The sequence below is a fragment of the Bradyrhizobium sp. LeoA1Lang genome, assembly GCF_055413685.1.
The window spans coordinates 1-22687 of the sequence record NZ_JBVAPG010000003.1; the positions used below are offsets into that span (position 1 = coordinate 1).

The window sequence follows — 22687 nt, forward strand, 5'->3', positions numbered from 1 at the left end:
TCCAGAATGCCCATTGCCTCGGCATAGCGGCGAACGCTGCGAGCGTTGGCCAGCGCGCAGCCGATGCCCTGTTCCCACAGCTCGACGAATACCCGTCGCTCGTAACCGCCACTGGCCTCCATCACCACCAGCGTGACGGCGTGTTCACGGCAGAACGCGGCTAGGGATGCAATGCCCGCCGTATCGTTATTGAAGCTCGCAAGCCGGCCGCCTGGTTCGATGCAGACATCGAGCTTGGCCTTCGAAACGTCCACTCCACAAATCGTCTTCTTCACGGTAACCTGCCTTGTCCATGCGATTGGAACTCAAGCGACTGTTCGGTCGTGCGTGACATGGCGAAGATCCCAAAGCTCATCCACGGTTGTGGCCGGAGGGGTAACGGGCGACTTCGCCACGCGTCTTGGCCGGTGGCCACCGGCCAAGACGCTAAATCGCTTCCATCGCACAAATCATGCCCGTGCAGATACAAGGGGATTCTCTCCACGGGCGATGATGCTTGTGGAGGCAACCCCTCACCCAAGCGAGTTCGTTGCCGACGTCCGAGCTGCCCTCTCCCACAAGGGGAGAGGGCGCGCATCAATGGGCATCCGGCGAGCTACTCTAGCGATTGAGCCAGGCCCAGACGATGCCGGCTGCGATCGCGGCGACAATGATGGTGACGGCGATCGCCCATGTGCTGACGCGGACGGCGCCGATCATCTGCCGTTCGGCCTCGTTCTCCGCGATCTCGCGGTTGCGCTGCTTCTCGTCGGATGCGCTCATGGGCGGCCTCCGAGCGCAGCATAGCACATAACACGTGACGAAAGTAATTCGGGTTGCCGCTCACCTCTTCGAGGTGAAAGCAGCCTTACGGGCTTTTGATGAAGCACATGCCCATGCGAGAGGTCTTGCCGGCGGCCTGACAGACGAGTCCCTCAGCGCAGGTCCAGTTGCGAAAACTCCGGTCGTTGTCCGCGGCTTTCGCGCTTTGCTGATAGCAATGGGCGCCCCAGCCATCCTCATATTCGGTGCCGGCAAGCTCGGTGCTGCCGCGTAGCTGCGGGCGGTTGGAGAAGCCGCGGGAGAAATCCGGCTGGGTGTTGCGGGCAAATGCAGCCAGGATGTCGCGGCGCCGGACCTGGTCGCCGAAGAAATGCGGCGAGGCCGGCACCACTGTGGTATTCGACGGCTTGGCCGCCATCCAGTCGACGCCGGGGAAATGGAAGCCGCCGATGCCGCGGGTCTGGTGGCATCCGGCGCAGGTGATATCGTTGAGCCGGCGCTCGAAGCCCGCGACCGAGCGGATGTTCTGCAGCCTGGTGCCGTCTTCCGCCGCCTTCCTCAGCGCACCGACGACATCATTGTCATCGAATGCAGCCGCGCTGCTTTCACCCTGCATCATCCCATATTCGGGTTGCAGTTCCGACAGGTCGAAGCCAACAGGCGTCGGCGCGATCGCAGCCTTGGCGAGGAATTTCTCCGGGATCAGGATCGTGCCACGGTCGAGCTCTGCGAAATGGCTGGGATCGAGCAGCCAGTTCTTGAACTCGCGCTTCAGGTTCTGATCGGAGAGGATGCGATCGCGATCGATCTGGTTCTCCAGCGGCGCTTCCGCGAAGCGCCCGGCGTCGCTGATGAAGTTGAACACTTTCAGGAGATAGTCGGTGCGGAAATCGCGCGTCGGCGATTTCGGCGCGTGCGCGATCTGCAGGTTGGTCTCGATTTGCTCGATATTCTGGTAGCCGATCAGGTCGAGCGGGCCGTCCTTGCCGGTCAGCTTTTCAAGTCCCCCCTCGCCCGCCGATGAAACGTCGCTGATGGCAAGCCAGCGCCGCGCGATCTCGCGGCAAGTGATCGCGGCACCGTTTCGATCGCGCGCGCCCTCGCCCTTCGCCTTCAAGACCAGATTGAGCGTCATCGGCAGCCGTTGCGAGACCGCGTTCTCGCCGATCACGGGCGCATCGATGCGCGTGAGCCGATAGATCAGCCGGATTTCGCCGCAGCTTTCGGGCGAGACATAGGCGCGGTCCATACGGTTGACGATGCCGGCCAGCACGAAGCGCGTTGCTGCGGAGTAAAGCTGCGCGCGATCGAATAGCTGGAAGGCGAAGCTATCGCCGACGCCGATGGTTTCGTTCGGAAGCTCTTGGCTGTGCTTTGAGATGTAGCGATCGAACTCGCGATCGAGCGCCGCGCGGATCGGCGCCATCGACGGCAGCGCGAACAGTTCGGCATCGTCGAGCGGAAGATCGGTCTGGCGCTGCGGCGACAGCATGCGCCCGAGACCGAACCTGCCATGATCGAGATCACGGAGCACTGAGGGATCGGTAATCGCTGTGCCGCGTTCCAGCGCCTTGTCCTGTGCGGCACGCGCCGCCAAGGCGCCGCACAGCAGGGCGAGCAGGATCGTGAGGAAACGCAGCGCACGGCTCATGCCCCACTAACACCGCGCTAGGGGGCGTATTCAAGTCAAAAGCCGTCTCACATCGCGGTGAGGATGTAGCCCGGGTGGAGCGATAGCGTCACCCGGGATCACTCGTCATCGCTGATGCAGTAGTCCCGGGTTGCGCTGCGCTCCACCCGGGCTACGAGAGCTACAAACTAGCGCGCGACGATCAGGCCCTTGCTGGTGACGACCACCCAGCGGCCGTCCTGGCGGCGGATCGCATCGACGCGGCCGAGGCCGGGGATGGGATCGCCGGCATAGACCTCGTAGAGGCCCCGGCGGCCCTCGATCAATGCGCCGCCATTGCTGACGTCGCGCAGCACCCAACCGTCCACGGTCGGCATGCGGCCGATTTCAGGCTTTGGAGCCGCGGCAGCCGCCGTGGTCGCCGGTGGCGTCACACTGCCGGTGACGTCCTTGACCGCGGCAGGTTGAGCCGCGGCAACCGGGGCCGGCGCGGCTGAAGCAGCCTTCAGCTTCTCGACGGTCTCGCTGAGCTTGGCGAGTTTCGCGGCCGGCTCGGCCTGCGCCTTCTCGAGCTTGTCGAGGCGATCGCTGGTCTTGCTGAACTGGCTCGTTCCCGTCTTGGAGGCGTGCTCGAGCCCGGCCTTGAGCGCGCCGACATCGGCATCGATGCGCGCGATCGAAGCTTCGAGCGCGGAGTCCTTCGGCGGAACGACTGCTGCTGCCGCCGTAGCGGGCTTCGCGTAATAGCCGAGACCTGCGGTGGCGAGCGCACCACCAACGGCGCCTGCCGCGGTCGCGAGCGCGACGACCGCCGCCATCGCGGCAAAGCGGCGATTGCCCGACGATACCGGCTTCTCGTCATTGACGGGCTTGGCGGCCACGCCTTCGTCGTCCCAGATGCGATCGCCCGGCGACATGATCATGAGCTTGCCGGGGGTACGCGGTGGTTCTGCTGCGGCCGGCTCGATCCGGGTCGGCTCGACCTTGGGCGCTTCGGCCTTGATGGCTTCGAACTTGGGAGTGTCAGATTTGGGCGCTTCAAAGTTGGGCGCCTCGAACTTGGGAGCGTCCGCTTTGGGCGCCGTCTCTTCCTGGTTTGCCGCGATCTCCGAAGACGCGGACGCCGACACCGGTTCGCTTGCGGCGGACGGAGCGGCCGGCCCGGCGCCGCTGGCTCCGGCTTCAGCTTGGATCGGGGCGCGCTCTTGCTCACTCACGTTCAAAGTCTCCAGATTAGGTTGACCATTTGGTAACTTTTATTGCTTGCGAAATCGTTACTGGCTGGAGGTCTTACCGAAATTTAAGGAACTTTCCGGGCCATCACGACGTGCATCGCTGACTCTCAGGTAGATGACGTCAATTTTGAGGAAGGCCGGATGAACCGGACATGACCGGGACGGCAGCGGTATCGTGAGGCCGATCGTCTCACTGCACCGTCGTTCCGGGGCGCGCGAAGCGCGAGCCCGGAATCCATTTCGCGACTTTGCACGCGGCCCGATGGATTCCGGGTTCGATGCTTCGCATCGCCCCGGAATGACAGGCGTTTACATCACTACCGGCGCATCCGGCAGTTCGTTCCGGCCGCGGCCCTGCGGCGGGAAATGTCTGGCGAGTTCGCGTGAGACGGCCTCGATGCCCTTGATGGCGCCATGCTCGAAATGGCCGGTGCGGAAATCTTCTTCCATGATGCGACAAATCGCCTCCCAGCCTTCCGCGCCCACCTTGGCGTGGATGCCGCGGTCCGCAACGATCTCGACGTCGCGGTCGGCGAGCAGGAGGTAGATCAGGACGCCGTTGTTGTGCGCGGTGTCCCAGATGCGCAAATGCGCGAACACGTCGAGTGCGCGCTCGCGTGCCAACTGGTTGCGCAACAACGGCACGCCGTCGAGCGCGCCTTCGACGACGAAGCGGATCTGGCCGGAATGGGTGGCTTCGCCGGCCTTGATCGCCTGTTCGATCGCATCGAGCACGCGCGGCGGAAACAGGCGCCGCGTCCGCCAGCGGTGTTCGACGAGGTGCCTGCTGATGCGCCGGATGTTCATGCTACCAGCTCCCCGATGCGCCGCCGCCGCCAAAGCTGCCGCCCCTGCCGCTGAAGCCGCCGCCCCCATTGTCGCGGGAGTTGCGGCCGCCGTCGGGCCAAGAGCCGCCATAGCCGCCGCCATAACCACCGCCCGGCCAGCCGCCGCGCTGATAGCCGCCCGGACCGCCCCACCCCCAACTGCCGGCCAACAAGGTGACGACGACAGCGATGATCGCAAGCAGCACCGCGGCGGCAAGTGAACCCGCAAGCATCCAGGCGAAGAAGCCAACGATACCGCCGGTGGCGGCGGCGCCGAGCAGCCGCCCGAGCATCGTGCGCAGAAAAGAGCCCAGCACGAAGATTCCGACAATGACGAAGGGATTGAACGGATCGATCTGGTCGAAGAGGTTAGGCGCCTGCCAGTGTTCGGGCTCCGGCGCGGGTAACTGTTCGCCCTCGACCAGGCGGATCATCCGGTTGATGCCGGCTGCGACGCCGCCAGCGAAGTCGCCGGTCTTGAATTTCGGCGTGATGACCTCGTCGATGATGCGCCTTGTGGTGGCATCCGTGAGCACGCCTTCGAGCCCGTAGCCGACCTCGATCCGCAGATGGCGATCGTTCTTGGCGATGACGAGCAATGCGCCGTCGTCGATCTTCCTGCGGCCGATCTTCCAGGCTTCCGCGACGCGGATCGAGAACTGCTCGATGGTCTCTTCGCCCGTGGTCGGCACGATCAGCACCGCGATCTGGCTGCCCTTGCGTTTCTCCAGATCCTCCAGCGTCTGCGTCAGCGAGGCGATGTCGCCGGGCGACAGCGTTCCGGTCGTGTCGACGACGCGGCCGGTGAGTGGCGGCACCGCGACTTCGGCGAAGGCTGGAAAAATCCAGCCCACCAGCAGCGCAAGCAGGATGGCGCGTGCAGCGTTCATCGGAAGCGGATCGCAGCGTTGAATTATTTCGACGACGGCGAAGGCGATGGGTTGAAATCGACCTTCGGCGCGACCGAAATCTCCTTCTCGTTCTCGACCGTAAAGTTCGGCTTCTCCTTGTAACCAAATAGCATCGCGGTCAGATTGGTCGGGAAGGTGCGGATGCCGACATTATAATCCTGCACCGACTTGATGTAGCGGTTGCGCGCCACCGCGATGCGGTTCTCGGTGCCTTCGAGCTGCGACACCAGATCGCGGAACAGCGCATCGGATTTGAGCTGAGGATAGTTCTCGGTCACGACCAGAAGCCGTGACAGCGCGCCGGTGAGTTCGCCCTGGGCCTGCGTGAATTTCTGGAAGGCTGCGGGATCGTTCAGCACTTCCGGCGTTGCCTGGATGCTGCCGACCTTGGCGCGCGCATTGGTGACGCCGAGCAGCACATCCTTCTCCTGTTGCGCAAAACCCTTCACGCTATTGACGATGTTCGGCACGAGATCGGCGCGGCGCTGATACTGGTTGACCACTTCCGACCAGCTCGACTTGACCTGCTCGTCATTGGACTGGATCGCGTTGTAACCGCAATTGGTCAGGCTCAATGTCGCCAGCGCCGCCAGCACGCTCCAAAATCTCCGCATCGCAATTCTCCCGGTCTGCTCTCGCGCTAGAGTAGCAGATCAGGGGCGGCAAATTGCACATTTTTCGTCATTCCGGGGCGCGCGCAGCGCGAACCCGGAATCCATTTTTCCGCTGGTAGATGCGGCGCAATGGATTCCGGGCCTGCGCCTTACGGCGCATCCCGGAATGACAAGTGGTGAGAGCTTACGACTGCACGGCCTTCGCGTCCTGGATCGCCTTCCAGATCTTTACCGGCGTCAGCGGGGTGTTGAGCTTGGTGATGCCGAGCTCGCTCAGCGCGTCCATCACGGCGTTGGTGATGCATGGCGGGCCGCCGATCGCGCCGGATTCGCCGCAGCCCTTGGCGCCGAGCGGGTTGGTCTTGCATGGCGCGGACAGATCGAGCGTGACCACGATCGGTGGCACGTCGGCCGCGCGCGGCACGCAATAATCCTGATAGGTCGCAGTCAAGAGCTGGCCTTCCTCGCTGTAGGCGACGCCCTCATAGAGCGCCTGCCCGATGCCTTGCGCGACGCCGCCGTGAATCTGGCCCGTCACAGCATCGGGTTGACGGCGACGCCGACATCGTCGACCGTGGTGTAGCGCACCACGCGGGTGACGCCGGTCTCCGGATCGATCTCGAGCTCGCAAATATGCGTGCCGTTGGGCCAGCTCGGGCCGTCGACCTCGCCCTGGCTGTCGACAGAGAGACGCGCGCCGTTTTCCTTCTTGGCGATCTCGAACAGGCTGACGCGCTTGTCGGTGCCGACCACGGTGAGGAAGCCGTCGCGATACTCGATGTCCTCGACGGAAGCTTCCAGCAGGTTGGATGCCTTTTCGCGCGCCTTGTTGATCATGTCGTTGGTCGACACCGCCACGGCCGTGCCGCCGACGAACAGCGAACGCGAGCCGACGCTGCCGAAGCCGGTGGCAAGATCCGTATCTCCCTGGACGACATCGATCTTGTCGAGGGGAACGCCGAGCGTATCCGAGATCATCTGGGTGTAGGTGGTCTGCAGCCCCTGTCCCATCGCCATGGTGCCGGAATGCAGGATGATGCGCCCCTCCGCGGTCGCATGCAGGTTGACCTTCTCGGTGTGCGCGCGGCCACCGGTCCATTCGATGTAGCTGGTCAATCCGCGGCCGTAGAGCAGGCCCCTCTTCTTCGCGGCTTTTTTGCGTGCGGCGAACCCGTTCCAATCGGCGAGATCGGAAGCGCGCTCCAGCATGTGCGCGAAGGCGCCGGAATCATAGACCTGGCCGACCGCGTTGGTGTAGGGCAATTGCGCCGGCTTGATGTAGTTGACTTTGCGGATCGTGCGCGGATCCATGCCGATCTGACGCGCTGCGGCATCGAACAAACGCTCGACGATGAACACCGCTTCCGGCCGGCCCGCGCCACGATAGGCGCCGACCGGCGCGGTGTGGGTCATCACCGACTTCACCTCGAAACGCACCAGCGGCAGATCGTAGACGCCGGTCTGCACGAACGGGCCGAGCACCAGCGGAATGATGTTGCCGGCTCCGGTGGAATAGGCGCCGGTGCCGCCGATCGAACGCACGCGATAGGCGAGCACGCGACCCTTGGCATCGAGCGCGAACTCGCCGGTCGAGGTGAGGTCGCGGCCATGGGTGCCGCCAACGAAATCGTCGGTGCGGTCGCCGCGCCAGCGGATCTTCTTGTTCAGCTTGGTGGCGGCGTAGGCGACGATGCCGTCCTCCGGATAGAGATTGGTCTTCTGGCCAAAGCCGCCGCCGATATCGCCGACCAGCACGCGGACGCTCTCCTTCGGCCGCTTCAGGATCGCCTCCGCCAGCACATCGCGAGTCGAGCCTGGCGTCTGGGACTGCACATGCAGGATCAGGCGGCCGGTCTTCTTCTCAATCTCGGCAATCGTCGAGCGCGGCTCCATCGCCGACGGCACCAGGCGCTGGCTGACGAGATCGAGCGAGACCACGTGGTCGGCTCTTGCGAAGGCTTCCTCGACCTTGGCGGCGTCGCCATAGCTCATGGCGGCGACGATGTTGTCGGGCGCTTCCGGCCACACCAATGGCGCGCCGGGCTTGATCGCCTCGACCGGATCGACCACCGCGGGCAGCACGTCGTAATCGACCACGATCGCCTCAGATGCGGTCTGCGCCAGCACGCGCGACGTCGCGACCACAACCGCCACCGGCTCACCGGCAAAGCGCACCACTTCATGCGCGAGCAGCCGGCGCGGCGGCACCGTCATCGGCGCGCCGTCCGGCCGCTTGAAGATCGCAAGCGTCGGAATGGTGCCGATGTCATCGGCCACGAGATCGGCGCCGGTATAGACCGCCTCGACATCAGGCATCTCCGCGGCCGCCTTGATATCGATCGAAACGATCCTGGCATGGGCATGCGGCGAGCGCAGCACATGCAGCCACAACGCGCCGTCTTCCGGCTTGTCATCGATGAACTGTCCCTTCCCGGTGAGCAGTCGCTGGTCTTCCAAACGCTTGACCGGCTGGCCCGCACCGAAACGCAAATCACCGGGAAGAATGTTCATCAGTCCGTCCTTCAAGTCTTCTTGAGATGGTGCGCGTTTTAACGGATTTTCAGGGTGAGACAACTCGTCGGGCGAAAACAAATATGTCATCCGGCGCGCGCCAATCATCGGCACGTCGGAGCACCCAGCCGATGCCGCCCAATCGATCAAATCGATGCCTGATTTTTCAACGAAGATGATGATATCAGGCGTGTCGACCCGCCAGGGCGCTCGCCAACGCAAGTCTTGCGCCAGCGGTCCCGCACGATTTGTCGCGCGGAAGGTTCTTGAAACCAGGCTGCGGAACGCTAGCTGTTTCATGGTGCGACGATGGCTGCCCCCGGGACGGCGGCCCGACTGCACCACTGCTTGGAGCGGCCCATATCGGTTTTGATCGGAGGGCGGTCATGAACAACAAGATGCGTTTCAATATCGGATATGCGATTGCGGCGATATTCGGTATCATGCTTGTTCAATACGTCTATGTCAGCGCCAGCAAGATCGCCGCGATTCCCTACAGCGAATATCAGCAATTGCTGCGCCAAGGGAAGATCGAGAGCGTCGGCATCTCCGACCGCACGCTTCAGGGCACCTTGAAAGAGCCGCTGCCCGGCGGACAGAAGCAATTCATCACCACGCGTGTCGATCCGGAGGTCGCGCAAGAGCTCGAGAAATACAACGTCCGCTTCACCGGACAGATCGAGAGCACGTTCCTGCGCGATCTGCTCTCGTGGATCATGCCGGTGCTGTTGTTCTTCGGCCTGTGGTGGTTCATCGCCAGGCGCGCCGCGCAAGGCGGAGGCCTTGGCGGCGGGCTGATGGCGATCGGCAAGAGCAAGGCCAAGATCTATGTCGAGGCCGATACCGGCGTGAATTTCAGCGATGTCGCCGGCGTCGACGAAGCCAAGGACGAGCTGCGCGAGGTGGTCGATTTCCTGAAGAATCCGACCGAGTACGGCCGGCTCGGCGGGCGCATGCCCAAGGGTGTGCTGCTGGTCGGCCCGCCCGGCACCGGCAAGACGCTGCTCGCCAAGGCGGTTGCCGGCGAGGCCAAGGTGCCGTTCTTCTCGATCTCCGGTTCCGAATTCGTCGAGATGTTCGTCGGCGTCGGCGCGGCGCGCGTGCGCGACCTGTTCCAGCAGGCGCACCAGAAGGCGCCCGCGATCATCTTCATCGACGAGCTCGATGCGCTCGGCCGCGCCCGCGGCATCGGCCCGTTCGCCGGCGGCCATGATGAAAAGGAGCAAACGCTGAACCAGCTCCTGGTCGAGCTCGACGGCTTCGACTCGCGCTCCGGGCTCGTGATCCTCGCCGCCACCAACCGGCCCGAAATCCTCGATCCCGCGCTGCTCCGCGCCGGCCGCTTCGACCGCCAGGTGCTGGTCGACCGCCCGGACAAGAAGGGACGCATCGACATCCTCAAGGTTCACATCAAGAAGGTGAAGCTTGCGCCCGGCGTCGACCCCGAAGCGGTCGCAGCGCTGACGCCGGGATTCACCGGCGCCGATCTCGCCAACCTCGTCAACGAGGCCGCGCTGCTGGCGACGCGCCGCGGCGGCGATGCCGTCACCATGAGCGACTTCAACAATGCGATCGAGCGCATGGTGGCCGGGCTCGAAAAGCGCAACCGGCTGCTCAATCCGAAGGAGCGCGAGATCGTCGCCTATCACGAGATGGGCCATGCGCTGGTGGCGCTGTCACTGCCGGGCGTCGATCCCGTGCACAAGGTCTCGATCATTCCGCGCGGCGTCGGCGCGCTCGGCTACACCATCCAGCGTCCGATCGAGGACCGCTTCCTGATGACGAAGGAGGAACTGGAGAACAAGATGGCGGTGCTGCTCGGCGGCCGCGTCGCCGAGCTAATCGTGTTCGATCATCTTTCCACCGGTGCGGCCGACGATTTGCGCCGGGTGACCGATATCGCCCGCAGCATGGTGACGCGCTACGGCATGTCGGAAAAGCTCGGCAGCATCGCCTATGACCGCGAGCCCGGCAATTTTCTGGCCGGCGCCGACCGGCCCTACCCCATGCCGGAACGCGACTATGCGGAAGAGACTGCGGCCGTGGTCGACCACGAGGTGCGCGACATCGTCGAGCGCGTCTTCCAGCGCACCCAGGGCATCCTGAGCGCGCGGCGCGCTGTCCTCGACCGCGCAGCGAAGAAGCTGCTCGAGAAAGAGACGCTGGAGCAGCGCGACCTGGAAGCGTTGATCCGCGAGACGCCGCCGGAGGGACTTCGCGCGGTATGAGATATAGATTTGTAGGGTGGGCAAAGCGCAGCGTGCCCACCATCACGAACTGAGCAAGAAATGGTGGACACGGCTGCGCCTTTGCCCACCCTACGGTAGCTACCTGCGAACCGCGGAAGCACCGACCGTTGCACTACCCGACTGCAGGCGACCGGGCAGAGGCGCGGCGTTTGTCGTGTTGCTCCAGGTGGGAACTGCGTTTGTCGAGCCTACCGATGGCCAATAGTACGATCCCACTGATGGCGCGACGACCGAGCCGTAGCCAGCAGTTCCGGCTGTTTGCGCCGCCGTTTGCGCCAGCGCCGCCGTGCTCGAGAGAGCAAGTGCAGTTGCCAGCATGATTGCAGCGAGTTTCATGGCTGGTTCCTTTCTGGTTGTATTCTTGTATTCACAGCAGATGTGGGGAGCTGGTTGACTCCTTGAAACGAACGTTTTCATCACGCTCTTTCAATCCAGCGCGATCCGGACGCCGCGGAGCATGAAATGGTGGGCACGGCGCAAGCGCGCCTTTGCCCCACCCTCATATGGGGCTTTGTGAGTCAAGGCTCTCAACGAACGGGTGTGGGTCGGGTTTTTGCGGTGAGAGGGCGGCGCGCGGAGCCATGCGTAGCGCAGCGCGACGACTGGGCCCCGGGTGAGGATTGGCTTCCGAAGATTTCTGCAGCTCACGGCATCACCTCATATCCGGTCGGATCGGCTGATCCGTACCCACCTTCCGCATGCTGGCGGCGAGGAAGCCAAGAGGATGAGACCCATCTACAAAACGGCGTTGTGGAAGCCCTTGGGTGGCACGGTCATCATCCATCCTGTACGGGGCGCGCGGCGCGGGCCGCCTCGCCCTGGTTGGGTGTTTGGTGCTATGCCTTCATCACGGCCTCTTCCGGAACAAGACCGCTGGTGAGATAGCGCCACAGCGCCACGATCAGCTTGCGCGCCAGGGCGACGATGGCGACGCGCTTGGCGCGCCTGCCGGCGTTCTCCGTGCGGCTGCGGAACCAGCGGCTGAGCGCGCTGTCCGGCTGATGGCGCAGCCAGAGCCAGGCCAGTTCGATCGTCTTGTGGCGGGCGCGGCGGTTGCCGGCCTTGCGGATCCCCTGCTCGCGGTCGATGCCGCCGCTTTGCCAGGGACTGGGCGCCAAGCCGCAGTAGCTCGCGACCTCGCGCCGGTTGCGGAAGTCCTTGTAGAACACCTCCTGCACCAGCGTCGTGGCAAACGCCGGGCCAAGCGCCTTGAGTTGCTGCAACTGATCCCGTCGCTTCGCCATCGGTGCGGGCGTCGCAGCGGCTTGCGCAGCGGTCTGGGCCTGCTCCAGCGCCTTGAGCTGGTCACGCACCAGCATCAGCCGGGCATGCTCGCGCTTCACTTCGGCCAGAAGCTGCGGCGGCAACGGCTGCCCTTGCCAGTCCCGCTGCTGCTCCAGCCAGGCGAGCCAGTTGCGCCGTCGCAGGGCCCCGACCGCCAGACCCAGCAGACGCAGCAGCGCCTTCATCCGGTTGGTATGGGCGGTCTGCTCCGTCACCAGTCGCTCGCGCTCGCGGCTGGCCCGCCGGGCGTCCTCTTCGGCCACGCTCGGCACCCGGACGATCCGCACCACCCGCGGCTCGCCCCGCAAATAGGCCATCAAGGTGCGCAGCAGAAGCTCGCCGTCGATCCGGTCTGTCTTCGCCCGCCGCGACCGCTGCTCCACTGCGATGCTCGCCGGGTCGAACACGAAGTTCGTGATCCCAGCCGCTTCCAGCCGCCGGTGCAGCCAGAAGCCGTCATAGCCGGCCTCGTAGCAGCTCACCACCCGCGGCGCCGCGCCAAGCTTCGACGGCGCCCGCGCCTTGACCTGCTCGATCAGCGCCAGCAGCCCGGCATGATCGCCGCCTTCCAGCTTGTGGCGCGATATCCGGTCCCGATCCGGACTGTGCAGCGTCACCAGCCACGTCTTCTGACGCAGTTCGATCGCAACGAAAATCGTGCCACAATGCCCGGCGGTGGGCGTGCTCTTGGTCGATGCTTGCATCAGACTCTCCGATGGTTCGAGTGTGGAAACCCAAACCTACCGGAAAGGGCGCGCTCACCGCCCCATGGAATCTACAAGACTACGAGTCCAGCTCCTGCAGCGCCGCTTCGACCAGCTTGCGCTGATCGTGCGTCAGCGGCGCCTGTGGCGGGATGGGGTCGCCGACGTCGTAGCCCTGGATCGAGAGGCCGGCCTTGATGCAGGCGGCGAGGTTGAAGCGAGCGAAGGCCTCGTTGATGCGCCAGAGCTTTCGCTGCAGCGCCATCGCCTCGTCCCAGCGCCCGCGGCGGCAGAGATTGTAGAGCTCGACGCTCTGCCGCGGGATGATGCAAGCGGGGCCAGCCATCCAACCAAGCCCGCCGGTCAGCATCACGGCGGCGGGAATATGGGCCGAGGCCGAGAACACTTTGATGTTGTCGCCGCAGCGATTCATGATCGACAACAGCCGGCCAGTGTTGGTCGAGGCATCCTTGATGTAGCCGATGCGCGGATGGGCGGCGAGGCGCTCGATGACGTCGAGCGTCAGGTCCGAACGCTGGAATTGCGGATTGGTGTAGATCACCACGGGAATGTCGACCGCGTCCGCGATGGCGCGGAAGTAGGATTCGACGCGTGCGTCCGGCAGTGGGAAATAGGCTTCGAGGATCGCGAGAATCCCGTCGGCGCCGCGCTTCTGATAGGCCTTGGCCTGCGCCACCGCATCCGCCGTCGAGGTCGAGGCGACGCCGGCAACGACCGGCACGCGGCCATTGGCCGCCTCGATGGTCGTCTGCACCACCTGCGCGCGTTGCGCATTGTTGAGATAGGCGAATTCGCCGGTCGAGCCGAGCGGCGTCAATCCGTGCACGCCCGCCTTGATCAAATCATCGCACAGCCGGCCCAGCACCTCGGTGCGGATATGGCCGGCGGGATCGAGCGGCGAGACCAGGTAGGGAAAGACGCCGTGGAAATCAGCCATGCTGCAACCTCGTGGACGGCGAGACATAGTCGGGATCGTGCGCGAAGGGAAGCGGCGCGCCGCTGCGCAGCGCGTCAAGCACTTCGGCAAAGTCGGTCCGGGCGCGGAAGCCGAGCAGACGCTCGGCCTTGGCGGGATCGTAGATGCGGCCGATGCTGTGCGGCAAGCGCCAATTCCGCTTGGCGTAGAGCGCGGCCACGTCAGGGAAATGGCGCGCGATCACGCTTGCTGCATCTGATTTCAGCGCCTCGACCTCGGCCGGCGCGAAAGGCGGCGGCGCGCTGACGATGAATATCTCGAAGCCTTTCGCCCGGTCGAGCGCCGCCAGATGCGCGTCCGCGGCGTCCTCGACGGTGAGGCGGCGGTGCAGGAATTCGTTCGCCTTGAGATTCTCGCCGGAAAATCCGCGCTCGGTGTCATCTTCCTCCGGAAAGAAGCGGCTGGTGCGCAGCACGGCGCAGTTCAGCCCGTGCTCGCGGCTATAGATGCGGCATAGCCCCTCGGCGGCAAGCTTGGTCACGCCGTAGATATTGCGCGGCTCGAGCGGGCCCGCCGTCTCGTCGAGCCAGACCGCGGCATGTCCCTCGCCTTCCCTGATCGCCTGCGAGATCATCAGCGACGTCGTCGAGGTGAAGATGAAACGGTCATGACGCGCGGCGACCGCCGCCTGCAGCAGATTGAGCGTGCCTGATACGTTGACGTCGACAAAGGCCTGCGGCGAAAAGCGCACGATATCCGGCTTGTGCAGGGCGCCCGCATGGATCACGGCTTCGATGCCGTGATCGGCGAACACCCGCTCGACGACCGCGCGGTCGGCGACCGAGCCAATCACATCAGTCGCTTCGCCCGCGACGATGTCGAGGCCGATCACGTGATGGCCGGCTTGCCCCAGTCTCGGCGCGAGAAAGCGCCCCAGCCAGCCGGAGGAACCGGTGAGCAGAATACGCATGGCGATGATGGCAGGCCCCTATCCGAAAACTTTCGCGATCGCCGCCTGCGCGTCGCTCTGGATCCGCTTCAGGTGATCCTCCCCGCGGAAGCTTTCGGCGTAGATCTTGTAGACATCCTCGGTCCCCGACGGCCGCGCCGCGAACCACCCGGAATCGGTCTCAACCTTGACGCCGCCGAAGGATTGGTCGTTGCCCGGCGCCTTGGTCCTGACCACGCGGACCGGCTCGCCGGCGAGCTCCTTCATGTTGAGTTGCTCCGGACCCACAGCCTTGAGCGCGCTCTTCTGCTTCGGCGTTGCCGCGACGTCGATGCGCTCATAGAAGGGCACGCCGAGCTCAGCGGTGAGATCAGCGAAGAGCTGGCTCGGGTCGCGACCCGTTTTGGCGATGATCTCCGCCGCAAGCAGGCCCAGGATGATGCCGTCCTTGTCAGTGGTCCACACCGAGCCGTCGCGCTTCAGGAAGGAGGCGCCGGCGCTCTCCTCGCCCGCGAAGCCGAACGCGCCGGTGCCGAGCCCCTCGACGAACCATTTGAAGCCGACCGGCGTCTCCACCAGCTTGCGGTTCAGCTTCTTCGCGACGCGATCGATGATCGAGGAGGAGACGATAGTCTTGCCGATCGCGGCGTTCGCGCCCCATTGCGGGCGTTGGCCGAACAGATAGGCGATCGATACCGCAAGGAAATGGTTGGGGTTCATCAAGCCGTTCGAGCGCGTCACGATGCCATGTCTGTCAGCATCGGTGTCGTTGGCGAACGCGACATCGAACTTCTCGCGCATCTGGATCAGGCTCGCCATCGCGTAGGGCGAGGAGCAATCCATGCGGATCTTGCCGTCCCAGTCCGCGGTCATGAAACGGAAGGCCGGATCGACCGCATTGTTCACTACGCTGGCGTTGATCCCATGGCGCTCGATGATCGGCTGCCAGAAATGCACCGCCGCGCCGCCGAGCGGATCGATGCCGATCCTCACGCCAGCGGATCTGACCAACGCCAGGTCGACCGTGTTGCCGAGATCGGCGACATAGGGCGTGATGTAATCGTAAAGATGCGTCGACGGCGCCTTGCGTGCGCGGTCGTAAACCATCCGCGCGACGCCTTTCAAGCCGGCTTCCAGATAGCGGTTGGCGTTCTTCTCGATGATGCCGGTGACGTCAGTATCGGCGGGCCCGCCATGCGGCGGGTTGTATTTGTAGCCGCCATCTTCCGGCGGATTATGTGACGGCGTGATGACAACACCATCCGCAAGGCCGGAGGTCTTGCCCTTGTTGTAAGTAAGGATCGCGTGCGAGATGACCGGCGTCGGCGTATAGCCGCCGCGCTCGTCGATCATGATCTCGACGCCGTTGCCGGCGAACACCTCGACCGCGCTCGCCAGCGCCGGTTCCGCCAGCGCGTGGGTGTCGATGCCAATGAACAGCGGCCCGGTCAGCCCGGCCTCGCGGCGATAGTCGCAGATCGCCTGCGTGGTTGCGAGGATATGATCCTCATTGAAGGAATTCCGCAGCGAGGAACCGCGATGGCCCGAGGTTCCGAAGGAAACCCGTTGCGTGGCGTCGGCGGGATCGGGCTTCGATGCAAAATACGCCGTGACGAGCCGCGGGATGTTCGCAAGCGAAGCGGGATCGACCGGCTTGCCTGCTGCAGGATTTGGTGCAGTCACGTGACCTCTCAGGACCAATGCTGTCTTTGAGACATCACTATAGGGGCGAGCCGGGTGCAGGCAAAGCGTTATGCGGCGCGCGCGATCACTGCCGTGCTCCCTCTCCCCGTTCTTACGGGGAGAGGGTTGGGGTGAGGGGCTCTATCCGCGATTCACGCTATTCGACCGTAGGAGAGAGCCCTCACCCGGCGCTGCGCCATAGCCGAAGCGCCGCTTCGGCGTTCTCCAAGGACGGCCGCCGAAGGCGGCCTACGCCTCTCCCGCAAGCGGGAGAGGTGAAGCTTCAACTAAATGGCACCACAGTCAGGCGACCGAGGCCTGCCGAACAACCGCCTCGGCCTCTATCCGGGCCTCATATGCGACGAGGAATTCGTCGAACTTTGCATAGGGCAATGGCGGCGACACCAGGTAGCCCTGGCCGGCCTCGACGCCGCAACCGAGCAGCGCCTGGCGCTGTTCGGCCGTCTCGATGCCCTCGGCGATCACGTTCATCCTGAGCTTCGCCGCGAGCCGCACCAGCATCTCGACGATGGTCGCAGCCGAACCATCCTGCACGATGGTATCGACGAAGAACTTGTCGATCTTCATGGTGTTGACCCCGAGCCGCTTGATCTGGGACAGACCGCTGTGGCCGACGCCGACATCGTCCATCGCGACCTTGAAACCGTGCTCGCGCAACGCTTCGATGACGGCAGCCGCCTTCTCCAGGTCCGGAAATGCTTCGCGCTCGGTCACCTCGATCACGATCTGGCGCGCCGAGACGCCGCTGTCCCTGACCTCACGGCGAAGCCGGTCGACAAAACCCTCGCTGAGCAGATGGCGCGGAGTGATGTTGACCGACATCTTGAAATATTTGTCCGCCGCAAGCCGCGGGCGCATCTCCTTCAAGGCCAATGCGAGGATCTGCCAGGTGATCGCCTCGATGCGGCCACTGGATTCAGCAAGCGGAATGAAATTCATCGGCGGCGTGACGCTGCCGTCCCGGTGCACCCAACGCGCCAGCACCTCGCACCCCCCGATCGCGCCAAAGCGCAGATCGAAGGTCGGCTGGAAGTACGGCTCGAATTCGTGCCGCGCCAAGCCGCGGTCGATATCGGCAATCGGCCCTTCCAGGCGCGCCACTGCCCGCGTCAGCAACAGGCCGAAAGCGAGGCCGAGCACGGCGCCGAGCAGCATCGACGGCCAATAGCCGTCCCTGTTCCAATGCCGCAGGGCGTCGGGCGCGACCCGGACCAGTGCGCGCAAGGGATAGCGGTGCGATGCGCTGCTGAAGGTCACGGCGTCGGTCGCGTCAAACACCTGCGAGGCGGCAAATCGCCCGATATCGGCGCTGTTGTCGAGCTGGGCCACCACCTCGCCGTGGTCACGCAATTCCGCGGGCAGGATGTCAAACAGGGTGGCGCTGACGCCAAGGATGGCGACCAGCGAAGACTTCGCATCGATGTCCTTCAAGACGCCAAGCGCGACGCCATTGATCTGGTCGACCCGAAACAGCAGGAGGCTGTGATCGGCGGTCCGCAGCATGCGCGGCCGCGTGACCCATTCATTGTCGAACTCGAGCGTCTCCGAATAGGCCGAGCAGATCACCGATCCTTCCCGGTTGACGAGGCGGATGTCCTTGACCTGGGAACGCTGATAGACCTTGAGGCGCACGGCCTGGAGGGAAGCCGCATCGCAGGTCATCGGACCGCGCCGCATGACGTCGTTGAGCGTGGCAACGCTGGAATCCACCGCGACTTCGGAGCGTCGCAGCGCGATATTGGCCAATTCCTCAAGCTGCTTGGATTGCTGCGCGTCGATCGCGGTGGTCGCGACAAAATGTCCGCCTGCCGCAAAGGCGGCCACGCTGGCCGCGACCAGCGCACTCCTGGCCAGATAGGGCCATCGCCGCATCATGAACGCACGCACACACCCCTGGACGATCGACCCACTATGAGTAGAAGCCGCTAACATTCTGTTGAAGCGCCGCCTGCTTGGATCGTTGACATCAGGTTAACGGGAACCGCCGCGGCAATCACCGCTGCGTTACATTCCAGTACGATGTCCCGTATGCGCCCCCACACGCGACTTGCCCGAAAGTGGCGTGAAAGGTTAACGTGGATTAACCTACCCCTTGCAGGCCGGAGATGATCGGCGAATTGACCCCGAGAGTTCTGCTCGCGATCGGTTATGTCGCCGTGACGGCGCCCGCCCTCGCCCAGGACGATCTCGAAGCCGCGCCGGCAGCGCTCACCTTGCAGGTGACCACCGATCCAACCACCACTGAGTGCCGCCGCGTCGAAGATCAGCCGCCCACGTCGCTGACCTTCCGGTCGCTGCACCGGACCTTCAGCGACGATTTCAACGAACATCCGCTGGCGGACGGAAGGTGGGTGCCGCATTATGCCGGCGGTGCGGCGTGGCCGGAGGCCCGCTACTGGGGCGGCGACGGCTCCGATTTCAAACGCAAGACCAGCGCCAATGGCGAGCAGCAGATCTATGTCGATCCCCGCTATGGCGGCCGAATGAACACCCCGCTGGGACTTGACCCGTTCAGGGTTCATAATGGCGTGCTGTCAATCGTCGCCAGCCGCACGCCGCCCGATCTGAAGCCGGCGCTGTTCGACAATGAGTACATCTCGGGCATCCTGACGACGCAGGGCAAGTTCTCGCAGAAATACGGCTATTTCGAAATCCGCGCGAAGATCCCACTGGGCCGCGGCGTGTGGCCGGCGTTCTGGATGCTCGCCGACGACGGCGGCTGGCCTCCGGAAATCGACGTCGTGGAAGGACGGGGCGAGCGGCCCGGCGACATCGTGATGACGACGCACTGGCGGATTCCTTCGACACAGCGCATCCAGTCCTGTGGGTTTGATTTCAACATCCCCGGCGCGGAATCCGAATTCCACAATTACGGTGTGCTGTGGCAAGAGGATCGGCTGATCTACTTGATCGACCGCAAGCCGGTGTCCGACATCAGGGTCCCCATCGGATACGACGATCCGATGTACATGATCGTCAATCTTGCGATGGGATCGAAATTCTTTCTCGGCGTCGGCTTCGTCGATGCCAGTTCGCCCAAAAGCATCGCCTTCGAGATCGACCGGATCTCGGTCTATCAGATCGATGCCAATCCCACCGGAGTGACCGATGTTCGGTAGATTTTCGCGCCGCCATTTCGCCAAGCTTGCGGGCATTTCCGCGCTCGGCATCGCGGCGGCGCCGGCCGCTGCCGCAGAGAGCAGCGTGACTCCGGCCGCTGCCTCCGACCCGCACGCGCCCGGCCCGTTTCCCGCCGGCTTTGTCTGGGGCACCGCGACGTCGTCTTACCAGATCGAGGGCGCGGTCAACGAGGACGGCCGCGGCCGCTCGATCTGGGACACATTCAGCCACACGCCCGGCAAGATCGAGGACAACAGCAATGGCGACCGCGCCAACGAGCACTATCACCGCTACAAGCAGGACGTAGCCCTGATCAGGGATCTCGGCGTCAAGTCTTATCGATTCTCGATCGCGTGGCCGCGGGTGTTTGCGGAAGGCACCGGCAAGCCGAACCCGAAAGGGCTCGACTTCTACAACCGCCTGATCGACGAATTGCTCGCCAACGGCATCGAGCCCTACGCCACGCTCTATCACTGGGATCTGCCGCAAGCGCTGGAAGACCGTGTCGGTGGTTGGCAATCGAGCGAGACCTCAAGGGCGTTCGGCGACTACGCGGCCTATATCGCGGAGCACATCACCGACCGGGTGAAGAATATCTTCACCGTCAACGAGGCCGGCAGGTTCGTCAATTTCGGCTATGGCTGGGGCATCGACGCCCCCGGGCTCAAACTGCCGACCGCGCAATTGAACCAAGTCCGCCATCACGTCGCGCTCGGCCACGGGCTTGCGGTGCAGGCGATCCGCGCCAAGGGACGCGCCGGCACCAGGGTCGGCGTCGCCGAGAATATCGCGGCTTGCGTGCCCGCGATCGCAACGCCGGAAAACATCCGCGCCTCCGAGATAGCCACGCGCGAATTGAACGCGGGTTTCCTCGGCGTGATCCTGGAGGGCAAATACACCGAGGGCTTCCTCGAATATGCCGGTGCCAACGCGCCCAAATTCACCCCCGAGGAACTGAAGATCATCGCTTCGCCGACCGATTTCGTCGGGCTCAACATCTACGCGCCGCAATTCTACATCACGGCCTCAGACCGCAAGCCGCATTTCAACGTACTCCCGTTCCCGACCTCGTTCCCGCACATGAACTCGGAATGGCTGCGAATCGGTCCGGAGACGATCTATTGGGCGCCAAGGCTCGCGGCAAAGATCTGGAATATCGAGAATATCTATATCAGCGAGAACGGCACCTCGTCCGAGGACAAGCTTACGGCCGATGGCAAAGTCTTCGATCTCGACCGCATCATGTATCTGCGCAACTATTTGACGCAGCTCCAGCGCGCGACATCAGAGGGCGTCCCGGTACGCGGCTATTTCCTCTGGAGCCTGATGGACAATTTCGAGTGGATCTTCGGCTACGAGAAGCGCTTTGGGCTCTACCGGGTCGACTTCGAGACGCAAGCGCGGGTGCCGAAACTGAGTGCGGAATTCTATCGCGACGTGGTGGCGAAGAACGCGATCGGGGTTTGATGGCTGGGTCCGACGTGCAGCCAACGGCCGGGAACCCGAGGAACGACGGGTCACCACGGGCGTTCTCAATTGGAAGCGCCGATCTTTCGGAAGACACATCATGACGGACACCAGAGACATCCAGCATGGCGTCAACGATCCCGTCAGCGGCGTCGACGTGAAGCGCAAGTTCAAGGACAATCAGAGCCCGCATGAGCGGGCGCAGACCGCGGCCGACGTCCGCGCCGATCCCTCGCCCGAGCCGGACGAGCCGTTCCTGCCCGAAGCGCTGCGGCGACCGCCGACCGCTCCGCTCAATCCGCGCACGGGACGCCGCCCGACCAAGTAAGCAGCAAATCAATGCGCCATCAGAACACGCCGCTGCAGGCGAGCGCCTTGCGGACATGATCGAGTTCCTCCTCGTCCGCGACCACGTCGAGGATGATATTGCCGACGCCCAATTCCGCGAAGCTGCGCAGCTTTGCGCCGATGTCGGCATAGCTACCGACGAGATACGGGCAATCCGCCTGGAAGGTCAGGAAGGGAAGCAGCCAGTAGCCGTTGTCGTGGATCGCGCCGTCCTGCTCATCGTCGCCAAGCCGCCGTTTCCAGACGGAATCGGTGTTCTCCATCGTCAGCTTGAACAATTCGCGATTGTCGTCGCTGTCCTGAAATCGAAGCTTTGCGGCCCGCCTCGCCTCCTCGCGGCTTTCCCTCGCAAAGATCCCGAAATTCAACCCGGGAGCCTTTATTCCCCGCTCGAGATCGGGCGGGAGCATCTGCATCATCAGGCATTGCATCTCCGCTCCCACGCGGCGCGCATCGTCCGATTGGCCCGCGATCAGGAATTCCGGCATCAATTCCGCCGGCAGGCGCGGCCAGATTTGCAGATCGTTCGTGGTGTAGAACCTGCCCCGGAAACTGAGGGGCCGCGCGCTCGTGAGCAATTGGCGCACCACGGCGATGAACTCGCCTAGCCTTGCATATCGCTCGGCATGGGACTGCTCGTCGCCCAGCCCGTGCAGATCGCTCAGCGCGGTCCCCGTGATCATGTTCAGATAGACTTTCCGGCCGTAGAGCAGTGCAAAGGAGGAGATCAGCTTTGCCGCGGTGAACGGATGCAGATAGACCGGATTGAACGCGATCAGCGGCGCGCAACGTTGCGTGTGCGCGAGGATATGCTGGGCCATCGCCCACGGCTCGACGAATACGTCATTGCCGGCAAACAGCAAGATTCCTTCGAAGCCGTTGCGGTCGGCGAAATGCGCGATCCGCATCAGCTCGTCGGCATATTTTGTAGGATCGCGGTTGCGCGAAACGGCGGGGAATACGCGGAGCCTGGTTTTCGTCGCCGACAGCTCGGATGATCGGGATTTGCGCTTGCTCGCGGTCATGCCGGGCAAGCGCCGCGCACGAGCGACCATGGGCGATGCACGATGGGAGGATCGTCCGAGATGTGCGGCCCGAAGCCGATCTGCCGGCCGGAGATCAGCCTTGAAAACTGATCGAACGGCAGATCGAGCCCGCGGCCTCGCGCCCTGATGCGCATGGCATCGATCTCGCGCAGCGTCTACCTGCCGTTCTTTTTCTTCTTCTTTTTGGCCTTCTTGGCCGACTTGCCCAACTTCGCCAAACCCTTTTCAGCCAAGGCCAAAGCGATCCTGAGCTGATCCCGCTCACTTTTGAGCAAATCCCTCAGGTTCTTCTTTTCGTCGGGTGTCAATTTATCGAAATCAAGATACGGAACAAATCCCATAGTAAATACCCCGGGTTTCCCGCGACCTTGTCAGGCGCGAGAACAATG

At 63.9% G+C, this 22687-nt stretch carries 20 protein-coding genes and 1 pseudogene; 4 read left to right on the plus strand and 17 right to left on the minus strand.

Annotated elements, in window-relative coordinates; translation table 11 throughout:
- The 8 genes and pseudogenes from ACZYOF_RS01575 to ACZYOF_RS01610 all read right to left on the minus strand — a co-directional run.
- Positions 1-275 (minus strand): IS110 family transposase (locus ACZYOF_RS01575; RefSeq protein WP_463714560.1); only part of this gene is annotated, 275 nt, incomplete at its 3' end.
- Positions 276-600: 325 nt separating this feature from the next.
- Positions 601-762, minus strand: a complete 162-nt coding sequence (locus tag ACZYOF_RS01580; protein ID WP_165421558.1) for a hypothetical protein — start codon at positions 760-762, stop codon at positions 601-603.
- Between the two features lie 85 nt (positions 763-847).
- Entirely contained in the window at positions 848-2413 is a 1566-nt protein-coding gene (locus ACZYOF_RS01585; RefSeq protein ID WP_394570285.1) for a hypothetical protein, read from the minus strand.
- Positions 2414-2580: 167 nt separating this feature from the next.
- On the minus strand, positions 2581-3609 hold the full coding sequence (locus tag ACZYOF_RS01590) for a hypothetical protein (protein WP_463714561.1): 1029 nt from the start codon (positions 3607-3609) through the stop codon (positions 2581-2583).
- Between the two features lie 327 nt (positions 3610-3936).
- Positions 3937-4434: a TPM domain-containing protein gene (locus ACZYOF_RS01595; RefSeq protein WP_463714562.1), complete on the minus strand. Its 498-nt coding sequence runs from the start codon at positions 4432-4434 to the stop codon at positions 3937-3939.
- Position 4435: 1 nt separating this feature from the next.
- Positions 4436-5344, minus strand: a complete 909-nt coding sequence (locus ACZYOF_RS01600; RefSeq protein WP_463714563.1) for a TPM domain-containing protein — start codon at positions 5342-5344, stop codon at positions 4436-4438.
- A 23-nt stretch (positions 5345-5367) separates the two neighbouring features.
- Positions 5368-5979: a LemA family protein gene (locus tag ACZYOF_RS01605; RefSeq protein WP_463714564.1), complete on the minus strand. Its 612-nt coding sequence runs from the start codon at positions 5977-5979 to the stop codon at positions 5368-5370.
- Positions 5980-6163: 184 nt separating this feature from the next.
- Positions 6164-8490: pseudogene (locus ACZYOF_RS01610) on the minus strand (xanthine dehydrogenase family protein molybdopterin-binding subunit).
- Positions 8491-8876: 386 nt separating this feature from the next.
- On the opposite strand from ACZYOF_RS01610, the gene ftsH reads away from it, so the two are divergent.
- Positions 8877-10718 (plus strand): ATP-dependent zinc metalloprotease FtsH, encoded by a 1842-nt coding sequence (gene ftsH, locus ACZYOF_RS01615; RefSeq protein ID WP_282529331.1) that lies wholly within the window; start codon positions 8877-8879, stop codon positions 10716-10718.
- Between the two features lie 99 nt (positions 10719-10817).
- On the opposite strand, the gene ACZYOF_RS01620 is transcribed toward ftsH, so the two are convergent.
- The 6 genes from ACZYOF_RS01620 to ACZYOF_RS01645 all read right to left on the minus strand — a co-directional run bounded on the left by ACZYOF_RS01620 (position 10818) and on the right by ACZYOF_RS01645 (position 18192).
- Positions 10818-11075 carry a hypothetical protein gene (locus ACZYOF_RS01620; RefSeq protein ID WP_282529332.1) on the minus strand — a complete coding sequence of 86 codons (258 nt, stop codon included), beginning with the start codon at positions 11073-11075 and terminating at the stop codon, positions 10818-10820.
- A gap of 500 nt (positions 11076-11575) precedes the next feature.
- Positions 11576-12727, minus strand: a complete 1152-nt coding sequence (locus tag ACZYOF_RS01625) for an IS110 family RNA-guided transposase (RefSeq protein WP_463714565.1) — start codon at positions 12725-12727, stop codon at positions 11576-11578.
- A 79-nt stretch (positions 12728-12806) separates the two neighbouring features.
- Entirely contained in the window at positions 12807-13685 is an 879-nt protein-coding gene (locus ACZYOF_RS01630; RefSeq protein ID WP_130584075.1) for a dihydrodipicolinate synthase family protein, read from the minus strand.
- Positions 13678-14634, minus strand: a complete 957-nt coding sequence (locus tag ACZYOF_RS01635; RefSeq protein WP_130584074.1) for an NAD-dependent epimerase/dehydratase family protein — start codon at positions 14632-14634, stop codon at positions 13678-13680. The genes ACZYOF_RS01630 and ACZYOF_RS01635 overlap by 8 nt, the downstream gene beginning before the upstream one ends.
- A gap of 18 nt (positions 14635-14652) precedes the next feature.
- Positions 14653-16296 (minus strand): phosphoglucomutase (alpha-D-glucose-1,6-bisphosphate-dependent), encoded by a 1644-nt coding sequence (gene pgm / locus ACZYOF_RS01640; RefSeq protein WP_463714566.1) that lies wholly within the window; start codon positions 16294-16296, stop codon positions 14653-14655.
- Between the two features lie 303 nt (positions 16297-16599).
- Entirely contained in the window at positions 16600-18192 is a 1593-nt protein-coding gene (locus ACZYOF_RS01645) for an EAL domain-containing protein (protein ID WP_394565271.1), read from the minus strand.
- Positions 18193-18422: 230 nt separating this feature from the next.
- Between ACZYOF_RS01645 and ACZYOF_RS01650 the strand changes: the two genes are divergently transcribed.
- The 3 genes from ACZYOF_RS01650 (at position 18423) to ACZYOF_RS01660 (ending at position 21232) form a co-directional block, all read left to right on the plus strand.
- Positions 18423-19436 (plus strand): glycoside hydrolase family 16 protein, encoded by a 1014-nt coding sequence (locus ACZYOF_RS01650; protein ID WP_463714567.1) that lies wholly within the window; start codon positions 18423-18425, stop codon positions 19434-19436.
- Positions 19426-20904 carry a GH1 family beta-glucosidase gene (locus ACZYOF_RS01655; RefSeq protein ID WP_463714568.1) on the plus strand — a complete coding sequence of 493 codons (1479 nt, stop codon included), beginning with the start codon at positions 19426-19428 and terminating at the stop codon, positions 20902-20904. Before ACZYOF_RS01650 ends, ACZYOF_RS01655 begins: the two co-directional genes overlap by 11 nt.
- A 100-nt stretch (positions 20905-21004) precedes the next feature.
- A complete protein-coding gene (locus ACZYOF_RS01660) occupies positions 21005-21232 on the plus strand; it encodes a hypothetical protein (protein ID WP_130578191.1) in 228 nt (75 codons plus the stop codon).
- 19 nt (positions 21233-21251) lie between these two features.
- Here the strand turns inward: ACZYOF_RS01660 and ACZYOF_RS01665 are convergent, their stop codons facing one another.
- The 3 genes from ACZYOF_RS01665 to ACZYOF_RS01675 are packed head-to-tail and all read right to left on the minus strand — an operon-like array spanning position 21252 to position 22639.
- Positions 21252-22277: an LLM class flavin-dependent oxidoreductase gene (locus ACZYOF_RS01665; protein ID WP_463714569.1), complete on the minus strand. Its 1026-nt coding sequence runs from the start codon at positions 22275-22277 to the stop codon at positions 21252-21254.
- Positions 22274-22432, minus strand: coding sequence for a hypothetical protein (locus tag ACZYOF_RS01670; RefSeq protein WP_463714570.1), 159 nt, complete (start codon positions 22430-22432; stop codon positions 22274-22276). Before ACZYOF_RS01670 ends, ACZYOF_RS01665 begins: the two co-directional genes overlap by 4 nt.
- Positions 22433-22453: 21 nt before the next feature.
- Complete coding sequence (locus ACZYOF_RS01675; RefSeq protein WP_463714571.1) at positions 22454-22639, minus strand: hypothetical protein; 186 nt, start codon at positions 22637-22639, stop codon at positions 22454-22456.
- Between the last annotated feature and the right edge of the window lie 48 nt (positions 22640-22687).